Source organism: Luteimonas viscosa (assembly GCF_008244685.1).
GTDB lineage: Bacteria > Pseudomonadota > Gammaproteobacteria > Xanthomonadales > Xanthomonadaceae > Luteimonas > Luteimonas viscosa.
In genome coordinates this window covers 201,785-215,968 of record NZ_VTFT01000003.1, presented here as the reverse complement: position 1 = coordinate 215,968, position 14,184 = coordinate 201,785, and the positions used below count along the sequence as shown (strand labels likewise).

The window sequence follows — 14,184 nt, the reverse complement described above, 5'->3', positions numbered from 1 at the left end:
GCGGGATGCTGCAGCGCCCGGCGCTGTCGCGGCGCTGCAGGCGGTCAGGCGAAGCGGTCGGTGGCACGCACCAGGGCGTCGACGTTCTCCGGTTCGAACGCCGAATGCCCCGACGCCGGCGTGATCGCCAGTTCCGCCTTCGGCCACACCTTGTGCAGGTCCCAGGCGTTCTGCACCGGGCACACCACGTCGTAGCGGCCGTGCACGATCGCGCCCGGGATGCCGGCGATGCGGTACGCATCGCGCAGCAGCTGGTCGTCGACCTCGAAGAAGCCCTTGTTGACGAAGTAATGGTTCTCGATGCGGGCGAAGGCGAGCGCGAAGCGCGGATCCTCGTGGCCGCTGACGAAATCCGGGTCGACGTGCAGGAACGAGGTCGCCCCTTCCCACACGCTCCACGCGCGCGCGGCCGCGAGCCGGGTGGCTTCGTCGTCGGAGGTCAGGCGCCGGTGGAAGGCCTGGATCAGGTCGTGCCGTTCGTCCTCCGGGATCGCGGCGATGTACTGGTCCCAGGCCTCGGGGAACAGCCGCGAGGTCCCTTCCTGGTAGAACCAGCGCAGCTCCCACTGGCGCAGCATGAAGATCCCGCGCAGCACCAGCTCCGTCACCCGCAGCGGATGCGATTGCGCGTAGGCCAGCGCCAGGGTCGAGCCCCAGGAGCCACCGAACACCTGCCAGCGCTCGATGCCGAGCAGTTCGCGCAGCTTCTCGATGTCGGCCACCAGGTCCCAGGTGGTGTTGTCGACCAGGTCGGCGTGCGGGGTGGACCGCCCGGCGCCGCGCTGGTCGAACAGCACGATGCGGTACTTCGCCGGATCGTGGAAGCGGCGCATCTTCGCGTTGCAACCGCCGCCGGGGCCGCCGTGCAGCAGTACCACGGGTTTGCCCCTGGGGTTGCCGCACTGCTCGTAGTAAAGGGTGTGGCGCGCGTCCACCGCCAGCGTGCCGGTGTCGAACGGTTCGATCTCGGGATACAGCGTGCGCATGCGTTCGCCTCGAGAGAATGTGGACACAGTCTAGTCGCTCCCTTCACCCGCAGCGTCGGCGTGCGCCCCGCGCGGGGCGGGCCGGCATCGGGCGCGAGCCGCGAGCCGCGCTCGCCACGTCCCCGGTTCACGACTCACGACGGGATGCGGCCAAGGCTCACGCGATCGCGCTGCTCGAGGTCTGGGTGCGTGGCGACATCGCGGAACCCGGCGGCAGCCAGCAACTCTCGCACCGCGTCGCCCTGCGCCAGGCCGTGTTCCAGCAGCAGCCAGCCGCCCGGGTGCAGGTGTGCGGGCGCGTCGCGGGCGATGACGCGGATCGCGTCGAGCCCGTCGACGCCGGAGGCGAGGGCCATCGCCGGCTCATGGCGCAGGTCGCCTTGCGACAGGTGCGGATCGCCCTGCGCGATGTACGGCGGATTGCTGGCGACGAGCGCGAAGCGCCGGTCAGGCAGCGCGCCGAACCAGTCGCCGGAGTGGAAGCTGACGTTCGCCAGGCCGGCATCGCGGGCATTGCCGCGGGCGACGTCGAGCGCGGCGGCGCTGGCATCGGTGGCGGCGACCCGGGCGTGCGGGCGTTCGCTCGCCAGCGCCAGCGCGATCGCACCGCTGCCGGTGCCGAGGTCGGCCAGTTCCAGCTCGCGATCCTCAGGCAACCGCGCCAGCGCCAGTTCCACCAGCAGTTCGGTCTCCGGCCGCGGCACCAGCGTGTCCGGCGTCACCGCCAGATCGAGCGTCCAGAAGCCACGGCGGCCGCACAGGTAGGCGACCGGCTCCCCCGCCTGCCTGCGCGCCACCAGGTCCTGGAAGCGGGTCGCGGCCGCCGGATCGGGCGGATCGCCGGCATGGGCGTAGAGCCAGCCGCGCGGCTTGGCGAGGGCGTGCGCCAGCAGGATTTCCGCCTCGGCCGGCTCGACCCTCCCGCGTACCGCGTGGAGCAGGCCGCGCACGGTGGACGCAGGACCGGGGACGTCATTCATCGGAGGCATCGTACCGGTCGCATGGGCGGGTACGACGCGCAAAAAAATGAAGGCGGCCGAAGCCGCCTTCAAAGATTCCGTACCACGTGTGGGAGGGAGGAAACGGATACGGAACTCGGCTGGACCGGAGTCGTCGACCCTGGTCCGAAACCCTGCGCTGCCCCAGCCGGCGCCGTTCCCGGCCACCGCGCCAGACTGCAGCGCATGGGTTGAATATGCTGCAGCGCAAAAACGTTTGCAAGCACATCGACGCGGGCGGAACCGCCGGATGCCATGTTTTTCGATTGATTATAACTATTGATAATATACTTTCAGTCAATTTCACTTATCAATAGACTCGATCTATCATTTCTTCGTCGATCCGGCGCTGCCGATCGAGTCCCGCCACCCTCCTCCATCAACCAGAGGTCGTCCATGTCCCTGATCAACACCCAGATCCCGCCGTTCAAGGCCACCGCCTACCAGGACGGCGAGTTCATCGAACTCACCGACGCCAGCCTCAAGGGCAAGTGGTCGGTCCTGATCTTCATGCCCGCCGCCTTCACCTTCAACTGCCCGACCGAGGTCGAGGACGCCGCCGACCATTACGCCGAGTTCCAGAAGCTGGGCGCCGAGGTCTACATCGTCACCACCGACACCCACTTCTCGCACAAGGTGTGGCACGAAACCTCGGCGGCGGTAGGCAAGGCCCGCTTCCCGCTGGTCGGCGACCCGACCCACCAGCTCACGCGCGCCTTCGGCGTGCACATCGAGGAAGAGGGCCTGGCCCTGCGCGGCACCTTCGTGGTCAACCCGGAAGGCGTGGTCAAGACCGTCGAGATCCACGACAACGCCATCGCCCGCGACGTCACCGAAACCCTGCGCAAGCTCAAGGCGGCGCAGTACGTCGCCGCCCATCCGAACGAGGTCTGCCCGGCCAAGTGGAAGGAAGGCGAGAAGACCCTGAAGCCGTCGCTGGACCTGGTCGGCAAGATCTGACCCGCGACGCCCGTCGCAACCCGCCCCCGTGCCGCAGCCTGCGGCGCGGGAGCGGATCGGAGCCGATGCGCGGCCCAGCCAGCTCCCGGGCGCCTCCCCTCCCCGCGCCCCGCCAGCCACGGCCCGCGTCGGCTCCGATCCGCTTCCGCCTGTCTCCCCCAGGAGTCGTCCCCATGCTCGACAACGACCTCAAGGCCCAGCTCAAGGGCTATCTCGAACGGCTGCAACGCCCGGTGGCGATCGTCGCGTCGGTCGACGATGGCGAGAAGTCGAAGGAGATGCTCGAACTGCTCGAGGACATCCGCGCGCAGTCCGACCGGATCACGCTCGAAGTGCGCCGCGACGACGCCGAGCGCAAGCCCTCCTTCGCGCTGACCTCCCCCGGGCACGAAATCCACCTGCGCTTCGCCGGCCTGCCGATGGGCCACGAGTTCACCTCGCTGGTGCTGGCGCTGCTGCAGGTGGGCGGGCACCCGTCCAAGGCCACGGCCGAGGCGATCGAGCAGGTGCGTGCGCTGGAAGGCGAGTTCCTGTTCGAGACCTACTACTCGCTCAGCTGCCAGAACTGCCCGGACGTGGTCCAGGCACTGAACCTCGCCGCGGTGCTGAACCCCAACATCCGCCACGTCGCCATCGACGGCGCCCTGTTCCAGGACGAGGTCGAAGCGCGCGAGGTGATGTCGGTGCCGTCCATCTACCTCAACGGCGCGCCGTTCGACCAGGGCCGGATGACGCTGGAGCAGATCGTCGCCCGCCTCGACACGGGCGCCGAAAAGCGCGAGGCCGCGAAGATCGCCGGCAAGGCGCCGTTCGACATGCTGGTGGTCGGCGGCGGCCCCGCCGGCGCGGCCGCGGCGATCTACGCCGCGCGCAAGGGCATCCGCACCGGCGTCGCGGCCGAACGCTTCGGCGGCCAGGTACTGGACACGATGGCGATCGAGAACTTCATCTCGGTCCAGCACACCGAAGGCCCGAAGCTCGCCGCCCAGCTCGAACAGCACGTGCGCGAGTACGACGTCGACGTGATGGACCTGCAGCGCGCCACCGCGCTGCTGCCCGCCGGCGCCGACGGCCTGGTCGAGGTGGAACTGGCCAACGGCGCATCGCTGAAGTCGAAGACCGTGGTGCTGTCCACCGGCGCGCGCTGGCGGCAGATGGGCGTACCCGGCGAGGAGCTCTACCGCAACAAGGGCGTGGCCTACTGCCCGCACTGCGACGGCCCGCTGTTCAAGGGCAAGCGCGTGGCGGTGGTGGGCGGCGGCAATTCCGGGGTCGAGGCGGCGATCGACCTCGCCGGCATCGCCTCCCACGTCACCCTGATCGAGTTCGACGCCCGGCTGCGCGCCGACGAGGTGCTGCAGCGCAAGCTGCGCAGCCTCGACAACGTCCGTATCGTCGTCTCGGCGCAGACCACCGAAGTGCTGGGCGACGGCAACCGGGTCACCGGCCTGGTGTACAGGGACCGCGTCGGCGGCGATGCGCACCGGCTGGAACTGGAGGGCGTGTTCGTGCAGATCGGGCTGCTGCCCAATACCGAATGGCTCCAGGGCACGGTGGCGCTGTCGCCGCGCGGCGAGATCCTGGTCGACGACCGTGGCCAGACCAGCGTGCCGGGCGTGTTCGCGGCCGGCGACTGCACCACGGTGCCGTACAAGCAGATCGTGATCGCGATGGGCGAAGGCTCGAAGGCCGCGCTGGCCGCGTTCGACCACCTGATCCGCGCCTCGGCGCCGGTCGCGCCCGCCGAAGCCCAGGCCGCGTAAGTGCGGACCGCCCCCGTCATCGGTCGCGAGGCGGGGGATCTGCGCCGGTTTCGAAAGGGCTGCGCCCCCCGGACCATCGACGCATGAACCTGCGCGACCTCAAGTACCTGATCGCGGTCGCCGACCATCGTCATTTCGGCCGCGCCGCCGCCGCCAGCTTCGTCAGCCAGCCGACGCTTTCGACCCAGTTGCGCAAGCTCGAGGACGAACTGGGCGTGTCGCTTATCGAGCGCGCGCCGCGCAAGGTGATGCTGACGCCCATCGGCGTGGAGATCGTCGAGCGGGCGCGGCGTGTGGTGTCCGAGGTCGAGCAGATGAAGGAGGCGGCGCGCCGCAGCCAGCGGCCCGAGGCCGGGATCGTCCGCCTCGGCATCTTCCCCACGCTCGGGCCCTACCTGCTGCCGCACGTGGTCCCGCCGATCCGTCGGCGCTTCCCCGACCTGCAGATGCTCCTGGTGGAGGAAAAGAGCGACGAACTGCTGGCGCGGCTGCGCGATGGCCGTCTCGACGCCGCGATCCTGGCGCTGCCGGTGCACGACGACCAGCTGCACCACGAATACCTGTTCGAGGAACCGTTCCTGCTCGCGGTACCGGAACAGCACCGGCTGGCGAAGCAGAAGGCGCTGAGCGTCGACGACCTCGCGCGGGAAGACCTGCTGCTGCTGGAGGACGGCCACTGCCTGCGCCGGCAGACCCTCGACGTCTGCCAGCTGGCGGGCGCACAGGAGAAGAGCGAGTTCCGCGCCACCAGCCTGGAAACGCTGCGGCAGATGGTCGCGGCGAACGTCGGCATCACCCTGTTGCCGACGCTGGCCGTGCAACCACCGGTCGCGCACCCGCAGAACATCCGGCTGCTGTCGTTCAGCGACTCGCAGCCCAGCCGCGAGATCGCCATGTTCTGGCGCCGCAGTTCGGCGATGTCGGAGTTCCTCACGCAGCTTGCGGCGATCTTCCGCGCCCTGCCGCCCGGGCTGCTGGACAATCCGCTGACCGGGCCTGCGCCGGAAACCGCGCCCCCGCCCGACATGCTCTGAACCGCGGCTGCCGGCGCCCTTGAAGCCCGGCGTCCGGGGCGCTACGGTAGGCCTCACCACGAGCGGGCGACGCGCCGGACGCGCCGTCCGTTTTTCTTTGGGCGATGGCCGCCACCCGCCCGCACCGGATACGGAGCCGAAACACCATGAGCCACCAGACCCCCAGCGGCCTGCCGCCGTCGATCGTCGTCTCGCGCCGCGATGCCGCGCGGCTGGAAGCGATGCTCGAGGCGCCGCAATGGCAGCACGACGCCACCGCGGAGGCCCTGCTCGGCGAGCTGGTCCGCGCCGACATCGTCGACGACGCGGACATGCCGGCCGGCGTGGTCGGCATGCACTCGCGGGTCGAATGCGTCGACGAGACCAGCGGCGAGAAGCACACCCTCACCCTCGTCTACCCGCAGGAAGCCGACGCCGGCGCCGGCCGGATCTCGGTGCTGGCGCCGGTGGGCAGCGCGCTGCTCGGCCTGTCGGTCGGCCAGTCGATCGACTGGGCCACGCCCCAGGGCAGGCCGCTGCGCCTGCGCGTCACCGGCGTCCACGCCGCGGGCTGATCGCGCATGGCGCTGCGCAAGCTGGCGCTGGCCGGGCTGCTGCTCGGAACGCTCGGCTGGTGGTTTTCGCCCTATTCGCCGCGCACGCCCGACGCGCCGGCCCAGGCGGCCGGTACCGACCCGTCCTGTCCGCTGCCGCCGGGCGTGGTCTCCAGCGATATCCCCTTGCAGACCGGCGTGCCGCGCGAAGTCGGGCCCTTCCGCCTCGAGGCCGGCGCGCTGACACCGCTTGCCGGTTTCAGGATCGAGGCGCGGGTGCTGCGCAGGGAGGACTATTCGATCGGTCGCGAGGCCGCGTTCTCGCCCACCGACCTCGCGCTGGGCTGGAATCGCATGCGCGAGGACGAGGTGCTGGCGCGGCTCGACATCTCGCAGTCCTCGCGCTGGTACCGGTACCGCTGGCAGGGCAGCCCGCCGCTGCCGCCGCGGGAGATCGTCCGCAGCAGCGCCAACATGCACATGATCCCGTCGACACCCGCGGTGGCCCGCGCGTTGCGCGGCGTGCGCCGCGACGACACCGTGCGCATCGACGGCTGGCTGGTGCAGGTCGACGCGCCGGACGGCTGGCGCTGGCGCAGCTCGCTCACCCGCGACGACAGCGGCAACGGCGCCTGCGAGCTGGTCTACGTCTGCGCGCTGCAGGTGGTGCCCTAGGCGGTTTTTTTCGGTGCGCCGGCTGCCGCGTTGCCTGACAGGCGAACGCGGCGGCGGCGGATGTCGCGGGCTTGCCCGTCCTACCCCAGGCCGATCGGGCAGCTCACGCCGGTACCGCCGAGGCCGCAGTAGCCGGCGGGATTCTTCGACAGGTACTGCTGGTGCTCGTCCTCGGCGTAATGGAACGCCGGCGCAGGAAACACGATCTCCGTGGTGATCGCCCCGTGTCCGGCGTCGCGCAGCCGCGCCTGGTACGCGTCGCGGCTGCGCAACGCCTGCTCGTGCTGCGCCTGCGTGTCGCAGTAGAGCGCGGAGCGGTACTGGGTGCCGACGTCATTGCCCTGGCGCATGCCCTGGGTGGGATCGTGGTTTTCCCAGAAGGTCTGCAGCAGGGTCGCGAACGGCAGCTTCGCCTCGTCGTACACCACCAGCACGACCTCGGCATGGCCGGTCTGGCCGGAGCAGACTTCGCGATAGGTCGGGTTGGGGGTTTCCCCGCCGGCGTAGCCGACCGCGGTGGTGACGACGCCCGGCAGCGACCAGAACTTGCGCTCGGCGCCCCAGAAGCAGCCCATGCCGAACTGCACGCGCGACAACCCGGCGAATTCGTCACGCAGCGGCGTGCCCAGCACGTGGTGGCGCTCGCCCACCGGCATCGGCGTCGCCCGCCCGGGCAGCGCCTCGCCAGGCTGCGGCAGCCGTTGTTTCCAGGCACCGATTCCGCTCATCGTGTTCGCTCCGAAGGACTGGCGTTGATCTGTGGCCGCCTCGCGCCACTTCAACCGTCGCGCTGCGCGGGCCTGCCGGGAAACCGCCTCAGCGGAACACCGCCGGCGCCACCTGAACGCAGTTGCGGCCGTGGGCCTTGGCCGAGTACAGCGCGCGGTCGGCGCGTTCGAGCGTGGCCTCCGGGCTGTCCTCGTGCTCCAGCCGGGTGGCGACGCCGACGCTGACCGTGAGCCGCAGCGGTTGTCCGTTCCACTCCGGGCGCAGGTTCTCCACCGCCATGCGCAGTTGTTCCGCGACCATGCGCGCCGCCGCGCCGCCTCGGCCGGGCAGGATGACGATGAATTCCTCGCCGCCGTAGCGGCCGAACAGGTCGCCCTCCTGCAGCGCGCCGCGCAGCGCCAGGGCGACCTCGCGCAGGCAGTGGTCGCCGCAGGCATGGCCGTGGCGGTCGTTGACCGACTTGAAGTGGTCCAGGTCGATGAACAGCACCGACACCGGCTGCCGCTCGCGCGCGCCTTCGATGAAGCTGCGCGACAGCCAGTGGTCGATCGTGCGGCGGTTGAAACTGCCGGTCAGCGCGTCGAGTTCGGCCGAGCGCCGGAGCTGGAGCGCGGCGGCCGCCTGGTCGACGTGGAGCAGGGTCTGCCGCGCGAAGTCGCTGGCGAGCGACAGTTCCTCGGTGGTGAAGCCGTCGGCGCCCTTGCGGTGCAGCAGCAGCGCGCCCCACGCCGGGCCGCGGATCTGCAGCGGCACCACCGCCTCGATCGCCACGATCGACGCCTGTCCCTCCTCGGTCACCGGCTGCTGCAGCGCGATGCCGTTCGCCGCCTGGCGCTTCAATGCGAGCTGGCGCCGGCCCAGTTGCGTCCGCAGCGCATCCAGGCCGCCGGCCGGTTCCACCACGAGCTGGTCCTGGCCGTGGTAGCCCTGGGTCGCGACGATGCAGCGTTCGGCAGGCAGCAGCGGCATGAGCCGGTCGATCAGCAGGCGGAACGCCGTCGCCTGGAGTTCGGCCATCGGCAGCGAGCGCAGCCGCGACTGCAGCTCGGAGACCAGGTCCGAGCGGGCGGCCTCGCGCTGCATGCGCCGTTCGGTGTCCGCGCGCGCCAGCAGCTCGCGGTCGCGCTGGTGCCGGTACTCGCCGATGCGGCCGACCAGCCCCACCGCGAGGATCGCCACGCCGACCACGATCGCCAGCTGATAGCCGTAGCGAACCACCATGGTGTCGACCAGGTGGCCGCGGGTCGAAAGCTCCAGCAGCACCACGCCGGTCACGGTCAGCACCGCCAGCGCCGCCAGCGGCCAGGCCATCAGCGTGCGGCGCCGGACCGCGTCGATCAGCAGCAGCAGCCCCAGCAACAGCGCGAGGCCGAACGGCACGACCTGCACCTGCACCAGCACCCGCGCCACCTGCGGGACGTTGAGCAGACACAGCGCCACCAGCACGACCAGGGCGAGCGACACGCCGTCGACCACCCGCTTCCAGCGCGAACGCGCCTGGTGCATGCCCGCGTACTGCAACAGCATCTGCAGCCACGCCGCGCACAGCAGCATCACCAGCGCGATCACGCCCTGGACCCGCCAGAAGGCGAACGCCCGCAGTCCCGGCACCTGGTACAGATGCCCGTTGACGGCGGAAAGCGCCAGCAGCGCGATCCCGGCGAACGCGAACAGGGCGAGGAACATCCGGTCGCGCGCAGCCGAGAACAGCGCCAGCGCCAGCAGGCCGATGGTGAACAGGCTTGCGTAGATCATCGCGCTGGCCGCGACCCCGTGCTGTTCGAGCCGCATGGCCTGCGCCTCGCGCATCACCTGCGGGTGCAGGACACGGCGCGCGTTGCCCAGCGAGTGCAGTTCGACCTCCACCGGACCGACCCAGTCCGCCGGCAGCGCGAACAGGAAGCTGCTGGGCAGCGCGCCCGCCTCGGCTTCGGGCGCGAAGAACCCGAGCGCGGGGCTGCGCCATTCGTCGCGCTGCAGCCATACCGACTCCACCGCCTCGCGCTGCAGCCGGACCACCCAGCGCGAGCCGGTGCCGTCCTGCGGCAGTTCGAACCGCAGCAGGGCCACGCCGTGTGCGTCGCGGGCCTGCACGACTTCCGCGGCGACCGCAGGCGGCGACCCGTCCGGCAGCGCGACGACGGAGACCTGCACGCCGGAGGTCTCGGGAAGTCCGCCAGCCACCGCCACCGCAACCAGCCCGAGCAGGAGCGCCAGGCAGATCGCGATCAGGCCGTCGTGGCGCCCGCCTTCGGCATGGCGCGGGCTAGTGCTCAGGACACCCTCCCCGCGCCCTCGTCGCGCGCGCGACAGGCCGCTCCGGCGCCGGTCGACACGGCGACGGCGCGGGCGCGTACCCGGCGATGTGGCTGCCCTCTGACATCCGGCCCTCCTGTGCCTTCCCGAGCAAGTTCCGTGCCGACAAATTCTGCCGCACATCACATTATCGGTCACGCAGCAGCCATGCAGACTTGCGAGAGGCCCCCGCGGGTGCTCGGCTACACTGTCGTTTTTGCCCCCCACGTGCGCCATGACCCCACCCGAACCGGCCGCCGGCGCTCCCCTGACGCCCCCCGAGGCCGCGACCCGCCACGACTTCATCCGCCAGATCGTCCGCGACGACCTCGCGGCCGGCCGCCACGCATCCATCCGCACCCGCTTCCCACCCGAGCCCAACGGCTACCTGCACATCGGCCACGCCAAGGCCATCTGCCTGGATTTCGGCATCGCCCGGGAGTTCGGCGGGGTCTGCAACCTGCGCTTCGACGACACCAATCCGGCCCGGGAAGATCCGGAGTTCGTGCGCGCGATCCAGGACGACGTGCGCTGGCTGGGCTTCGAGTGGGCCGAACTGCGCCACGCCTCGGACTATTTCGAGGTCTACGTACTCGCCGCGGAGAAGCTGATCCGCCAGGGCGACGCCTTCGTCTGCGACCTGACCGCCGAGCAGGTGCGCGAATACCGGGGCAGCCTGACCGAACCTGGGCGCAATTCGCCCTTCCGCGGCAGGTCGGTGGAAGAGAACCTGGACCTGTTCGCGCGGATGCGCGCCGGCGAGTTCGCCGATGGCGCCCGCACCCTGCGCGCGAAGATCGACATGGCCAGCGGCAACATCAACCTGCGCGACCCGGCCCTGTACCGGATCAAGCACATGCCGCACCCGATCGCCGGCGCCGGCTGGTGCGTCTACCCGATGTACGACTTCGCCCATTCCCTGGGCGACGCCATCGAGGGCATCACCCATTCGCTGTGCACGCTGGAGTTCGAGGACCACCGGCCGCTGTACGACTGGTGCGTGGACCGGGTGGACCTGGCCGGCTCGCCGGAACTGCTGGCGCCGCTGCTGGCCCGCGGCCTGCCGAACGAGGCCGCCAAGCCGCGCCAGATCGAGTTCTCGCGACTGAACATCAACTACACGGTGATGAGCAAGCGCAAGCTGGTCGCCCTGGTCGGCGAGGGCCTGGTCGAGGGCTGGGACGATCCGCGCATGCCGACCCTGCAGGGCCTGCGCCGGCGCGGGTACACGCCGTCGGCGCTGCGCCTGTTCGTGGACCGGGTGGGGATCAGCAAGCAGAACTCGACGATCGACTTCTCGGTGCTGGAAGGCGCCCTGCGCGAGGACCTCGACGCGCGCGCGCCGCGGCGGATGGCGGTGGTCGATCCGCTGAAGCTGGTGCTCGCGAACCTGCCGCAGGGCCACGCCGAGACGCTGGCGTTCTCCAACCATCCCAAGGACGAATCCTTCGGCACGCGCGAGGTGCCGTTCTCGCGCGAGCTGTGGATCGAGCGCGAGGATTTCGCCGAAGTTCCGCCCAAGGGCTGGAAGCGGCTGGTGCCCGGCGGCGAGGTACGGCTGCGCGGCGCCGGGATTGCGCGCGTGGACGAGGTGGTGAAGGACGAAGCGGGCAACATCGTCGAACTGCGCGGCTGGCTCGATCCCGATTCGCGTCCGGGCATGGACGGCGCCAACCGCAAGGTCAAGGGCACCATCCACTGGGTGAGCGCGGCGCATGCGGTCGAGGCCGAGGTGCGCCTGTACGACCGGCTATTCTCCGAGGCCGATCCCGACGACGAAGGCGAGGGCCGCAGCTACCGCGACCACCTCAACCCGGACTCGAAGCGCACCGTGCGCGGATACGTCGAACCCGCGGCCGCGGCCGCGGCGCCGGAAACCGCGTTCCAGTTCGAGCGGCTCGGTTATTTCGTCGCCGACCGCCGCGACCATCGTGCCGATGCGCCGGTGTTCAACCGCAGCGTCTCGCTGCGCGACACCTGGGCGGCGAAGGCCTGATGCCCGCGATGCGCCTTCGCAGCGTCATGTTCGCCCTGTGTCTCGTGCTGGGCGCCAGCGCCTGCGCGCCGCGGGCGACGTCCGTCCCGTCCGGGACGCCCGGCGACCCCGCGCCACCCGTGACATCGCCCGCACTGCCCGCGACGCCCGGCGTACCGGACGCCTCCTGCCGCATCGCCGGCGACTGCGCGGTGAAGAACGTCGGCAACTGCTGCGGCTACTTCCCGGCCTGCGTCAACAAGGACAGTCCGATCGATCCCGACGCGGTGCGCGCGCAATGCGAGCGCAGCGGCATGTCGTCCGTGTGCGGATGGAAGGACATCCAGGCCTGCGACTGCGTCCAGGGGCGCTGCCAGGCGGTGGACGGGCCGATCCGGGTGGATCGATGAGCCTGCACGTCCAGGTCGCCCTCTCGCTGCCCGAATGGGTCCACGCCCAGGTCGACACCGGGCACGCCTATCCCGGCGACGAGTCGAAGGTCGCGCTGGCGATCGAGCTGTCGCGCCTCAACATCGAGGCCGGCAGCGGCGGTCCGTTCGGCGCGGTGGTGTTCGACGCCGCCAACGACCGCATCGTCTCGGTCGGCGTCAACCGCGTGCTGCCGCAGCACTGCTCGGTCGCGCATGCGGAGACGATGGCCTGCATGCTGGCGCAGCAACGGCTGCAGCGCGCGCGCATGAACCGCGACCTCGACGACAACATCGTCGGCCGCTACGTGCTGGCGACCTCGTCGCAACCCTGCTGCCAGTGCTATGGCGCCACCGTCTGGGCCGGGATCGACCGCCTGCTGATCGGTGCGCGCTCGGAAGACGTGGAAGCGCTCACCGAGTTCGACGAGGGCCCGCTGCCCGCCGACTGGGTCGGCGAACTCGAGCGCCGCGGGATCGAGGTGGTGCGCGACCTGCATCGCGACGCCGCGCGCGAGGTACTGCGCCGCTACGGGCAGTCCGATGCGCGCCGCTACTGACTCCGCAGGCGTCGCAATCGCAGTCGCGGCGCCACCTTCGCCCCTGGATCCGGGCGACGGACGCAGCGTGCGAACCGCGCCATGAACGGCCTGCTGTGCTACTGCCGCGCCGGCTTCGAGCCCGATCTCGCAGCCGAGCTCGGCGAGCGCGCCGCCGAAGCGGGCATCCCCGGTTATGCCCGTGCCACCCGCGGCGACGGCCATGTGCTGTTCCTCGGTGACGACCCCGCCATGGCGACGCGCCTGCCGTGGCGCACGCTGGTATTCGCGAGGCAGTCGCTGCGGCTGTTCGCGGAGCTGCGCGATCTCGACCCGCGCGACCGGATCGCGCCGATGCTCGATGCGATCGAGTCGTCGCGGGTCGCGGTCGACGCGCCTGCGAGTCCATCCGCACACCGGGTCCAGGTGACGCGCTACGGCGAGCTCTGGGTGGAGCATCCCGACTCCGACGCCGGCAAGCCGCTCTCGGGACTGGCGCGCAGCTTCGGCAACGCGCTGCGCCCGGTGTTGCGCAAGCGTGGCCTGCTCGCCGCGTCGGACGACCCGCGGCTGCCGCGCCTGCACGTGTGCTTCGTGGCGGGCGACCATGCATTGCTCGCAGACTCCGATCCCGCCAACAGCGCCCCCTGGCCGCTCGGCGTGCCGCGGCTCAGGCTGCACGCGGACGCGCCCTCGCGTTCGGCGCTGAAGCTGGAGGAAGCGCTGCTGACCCTGCTCGACGAGGCGCAGCGACGCGAATGGCTGCGCCCCGGCATGACCGCGGCCGACCTCGGCGCCGCGCCGGGCGGCTGGACCTGGGTGCTGGCGCGCCACGGCCTGCGCGTGATCGCGATCGACAACGGCCCGCTGCGACCGCACGTCCTCGAGACCGGCCTGGTCGAACACCTGCGCGCCGACGGCTTCCACTGGCACCCCGCACGCCCGCTGGACTGGATGGTCTGCGACATGGTCGAGCAGCCGGCCCGGGTCGCGCGCCGCATGGGCGAATGGTTCCGCGAGGGCTGGTGCCGGCAGGCGATCTTCAACCTCAAGCTGCCGATGAAGAAGCGCTGGCTGGAAACCCGCCACAGCCTGGATGCCTTCGCCGAGGCCGCCGGCGTGCCGCTCGCGCTGCGCGCGCGCCAGCTCTACCACGACCGCGAGGAAATCACGGTCCACGCCCGGCGCTTGTCCACGACCTGAGCCCGTCGCACGACGATCACCCCGCCAGGCCGGGGCGCAAGACGTCCGTGCGGAGCGGGCGCCGTC

The 14,184-nt window shown here is 70.9% G+C and carries 13 protein-coding genes; 9 read left to right on the top strand and 4 right to left on the bottom strand.

The window, feature by feature from the left end:
• Positions 1-44 precede the first annotated feature (44 nt).
• Positions 45-986 carry a prolyl aminopeptidase gene (pip, locus tag FZO89_RS18020; protein ID WP_149104843.1) on the bottom strand — a complete coding sequence of 314 codons (942 nt, stop codon included), beginning with the start codon at positions 984-986 and terminating at the stop codon, positions 45-47.
• Positions 987-1,120: 134 nt separating this feature from the next.
• The gene (gene prmC, locus FZO89_RS18015) at positions 1,121-1,966 is read right to left on the bottom strand and encodes a peptide chain release factor N(5)-glutamine methyltransferase (RefSeq protein ID WP_149104842.1); all 846 of its coding nucleotides are present in this window, start codon (positions 1,964-1,966) and stop codon (positions 1,121-1,123) included.
• A 414-nt stretch (positions 1,967-2,380) separates the two neighbouring features.
• On the opposite strand from prmC, the gene ahpC reads away from it, so the two are divergent.
• The 5 genes from ahpC to FZO89_RS17990 all read left to right on the top strand — a co-directional run bounded on the left by ahpC (position 2,381) and on the right by FZO89_RS17990 (position 6,949).
• Positions 2,381-2,944, top strand: a complete 564-nt coding sequence (gene ahpC / locus FZO89_RS18010; RefSeq protein WP_149104841.1) for an alkyl hydroperoxide reductase subunit C — start codon at positions 2,381-2,383, stop codon at positions 2,942-2,944.
• Between the two features lie 173 nt (positions 2,945-3,117).
• Entirely contained in the window at positions 3,118-4,707 is a 1,590-nt protein-coding gene (gene ahpF, locus FZO89_RS18005; protein ID WP_149104840.1) for an alkyl hydroperoxide reductase subunit F, read from the top strand.
• A gap of 83 nt (positions 4,708-4,790) precedes the next feature.
• The gene (locus FZO89_RS18000; RefSeq protein WP_149104839.1) at positions 4,791-5,741 is read left to right on the top strand and encodes a LysR substrate-binding domain-containing protein; all 951 of its coding nucleotides are present in this window, start codon (positions 4,791-4,793) and stop codon (positions 5,739-5,741) included.
• Positions 5,742-5,887: 146 nt separating this feature from the next.
• Positions 5,888-6,295 (top strand): nucleoside diphosphate kinase regulator, encoded by a 408-nt coding sequence (gene rnk, locus FZO89_RS17995; RefSeq protein WP_149104838.1) that lies wholly within the window; start codon positions 5,888-5,890, stop codon positions 6,293-6,295.
• Positions 6,296-6,301: 6 nt separating this feature from the next.
• Entirely contained in the window at positions 6,302-6,949 is a 648-nt protein-coding gene (locus FZO89_RS17990) for a hypothetical protein (RefSeq protein ID WP_149104837.1), read from the top strand.
• A gap of 80 nt (positions 6,950-7,029) precedes the next feature.
• Here the strand turns inward: FZO89_RS17990 and msrA are convergent, their stop codons facing one another.
• Together msrA and FZO89_RS17980 are read right to left on the bottom strand one after the other, a co-directional pair.
• Positions 7,030-7,677, bottom strand: coding sequence for a peptide-methionine (S)-S-oxide reductase MsrA (gene msrA, locus FZO89_RS17985; protein ID WP_149104836.1), 648 nt, complete (start codon positions 7,675-7,677; stop codon positions 7,030-7,032).
• An 88-nt stretch (positions 7,678-7,765) separates the two neighbouring features.
• Positions 7,766-9,832, bottom strand: coding sequence for a GGDEF domain-containing protein (locus tag FZO89_RS17980; RefSeq protein ID WP_187471249.1), 2,067 nt, complete (start codon positions 9,830-9,832; stop codon positions 7,766-7,768).
• Between the two features lie 376 nt (positions 9,833-10,208).
• Here FZO89_RS17980 and FZO89_RS17975 point away from each other — a divergent pair, with 376 nt between their 5' ends.
• The 4 genes from FZO89_RS17975 (at position 10,209) to rlmM (ending at position 14,118) form a co-directional block, all read left to right on the top strand.
• Positions 10,209-11,969 carry a glutamine--tRNA ligase/YqeY domain fusion protein gene (locus FZO89_RS17975; RefSeq protein WP_149104834.1) on the top strand — a complete coding sequence of 587 codons (1,761 nt, stop codon included), beginning with the start codon at positions 10,209-10,211 and terminating at the stop codon, positions 11,967-11,969.
• A complete protein-coding gene (locus tag FZO89_RS17970; protein ID WP_262378787.1) occupies positions 11,969-12,358 on the top strand; it encodes a hypothetical protein in 390 nt (129 codons plus the stop codon). Before FZO89_RS17975 ends, FZO89_RS17970 begins: the two co-directional genes overlap by 1 nt.
• The gene (locus FZO89_RS17965; RefSeq protein WP_149104832.1) at positions 12,355-12,936 is read left to right on the top strand and encodes a nucleoside deaminase; all 582 of its coding nucleotides are present in this window, start codon (positions 12,355-12,357) and stop codon (positions 12,934-12,936) included. The genes FZO89_RS17970 and FZO89_RS17965 overlap by 4 nt, the downstream gene beginning before the upstream one ends.
• 81 nt (positions 12,937-13,017) lie before the next feature.
• Entirely contained in the window at positions 13,018-14,118 is a 1,101-nt protein-coding gene (gene rlmM, locus FZO89_RS17960) for a 23S rRNA (cytidine(2498)-2'-O)-methyltransferase RlmM (RefSeq protein ID WP_149104831.1), read from the top strand.
• Positions 14,119-14,184 lie beyond the last annotated feature (66 nt).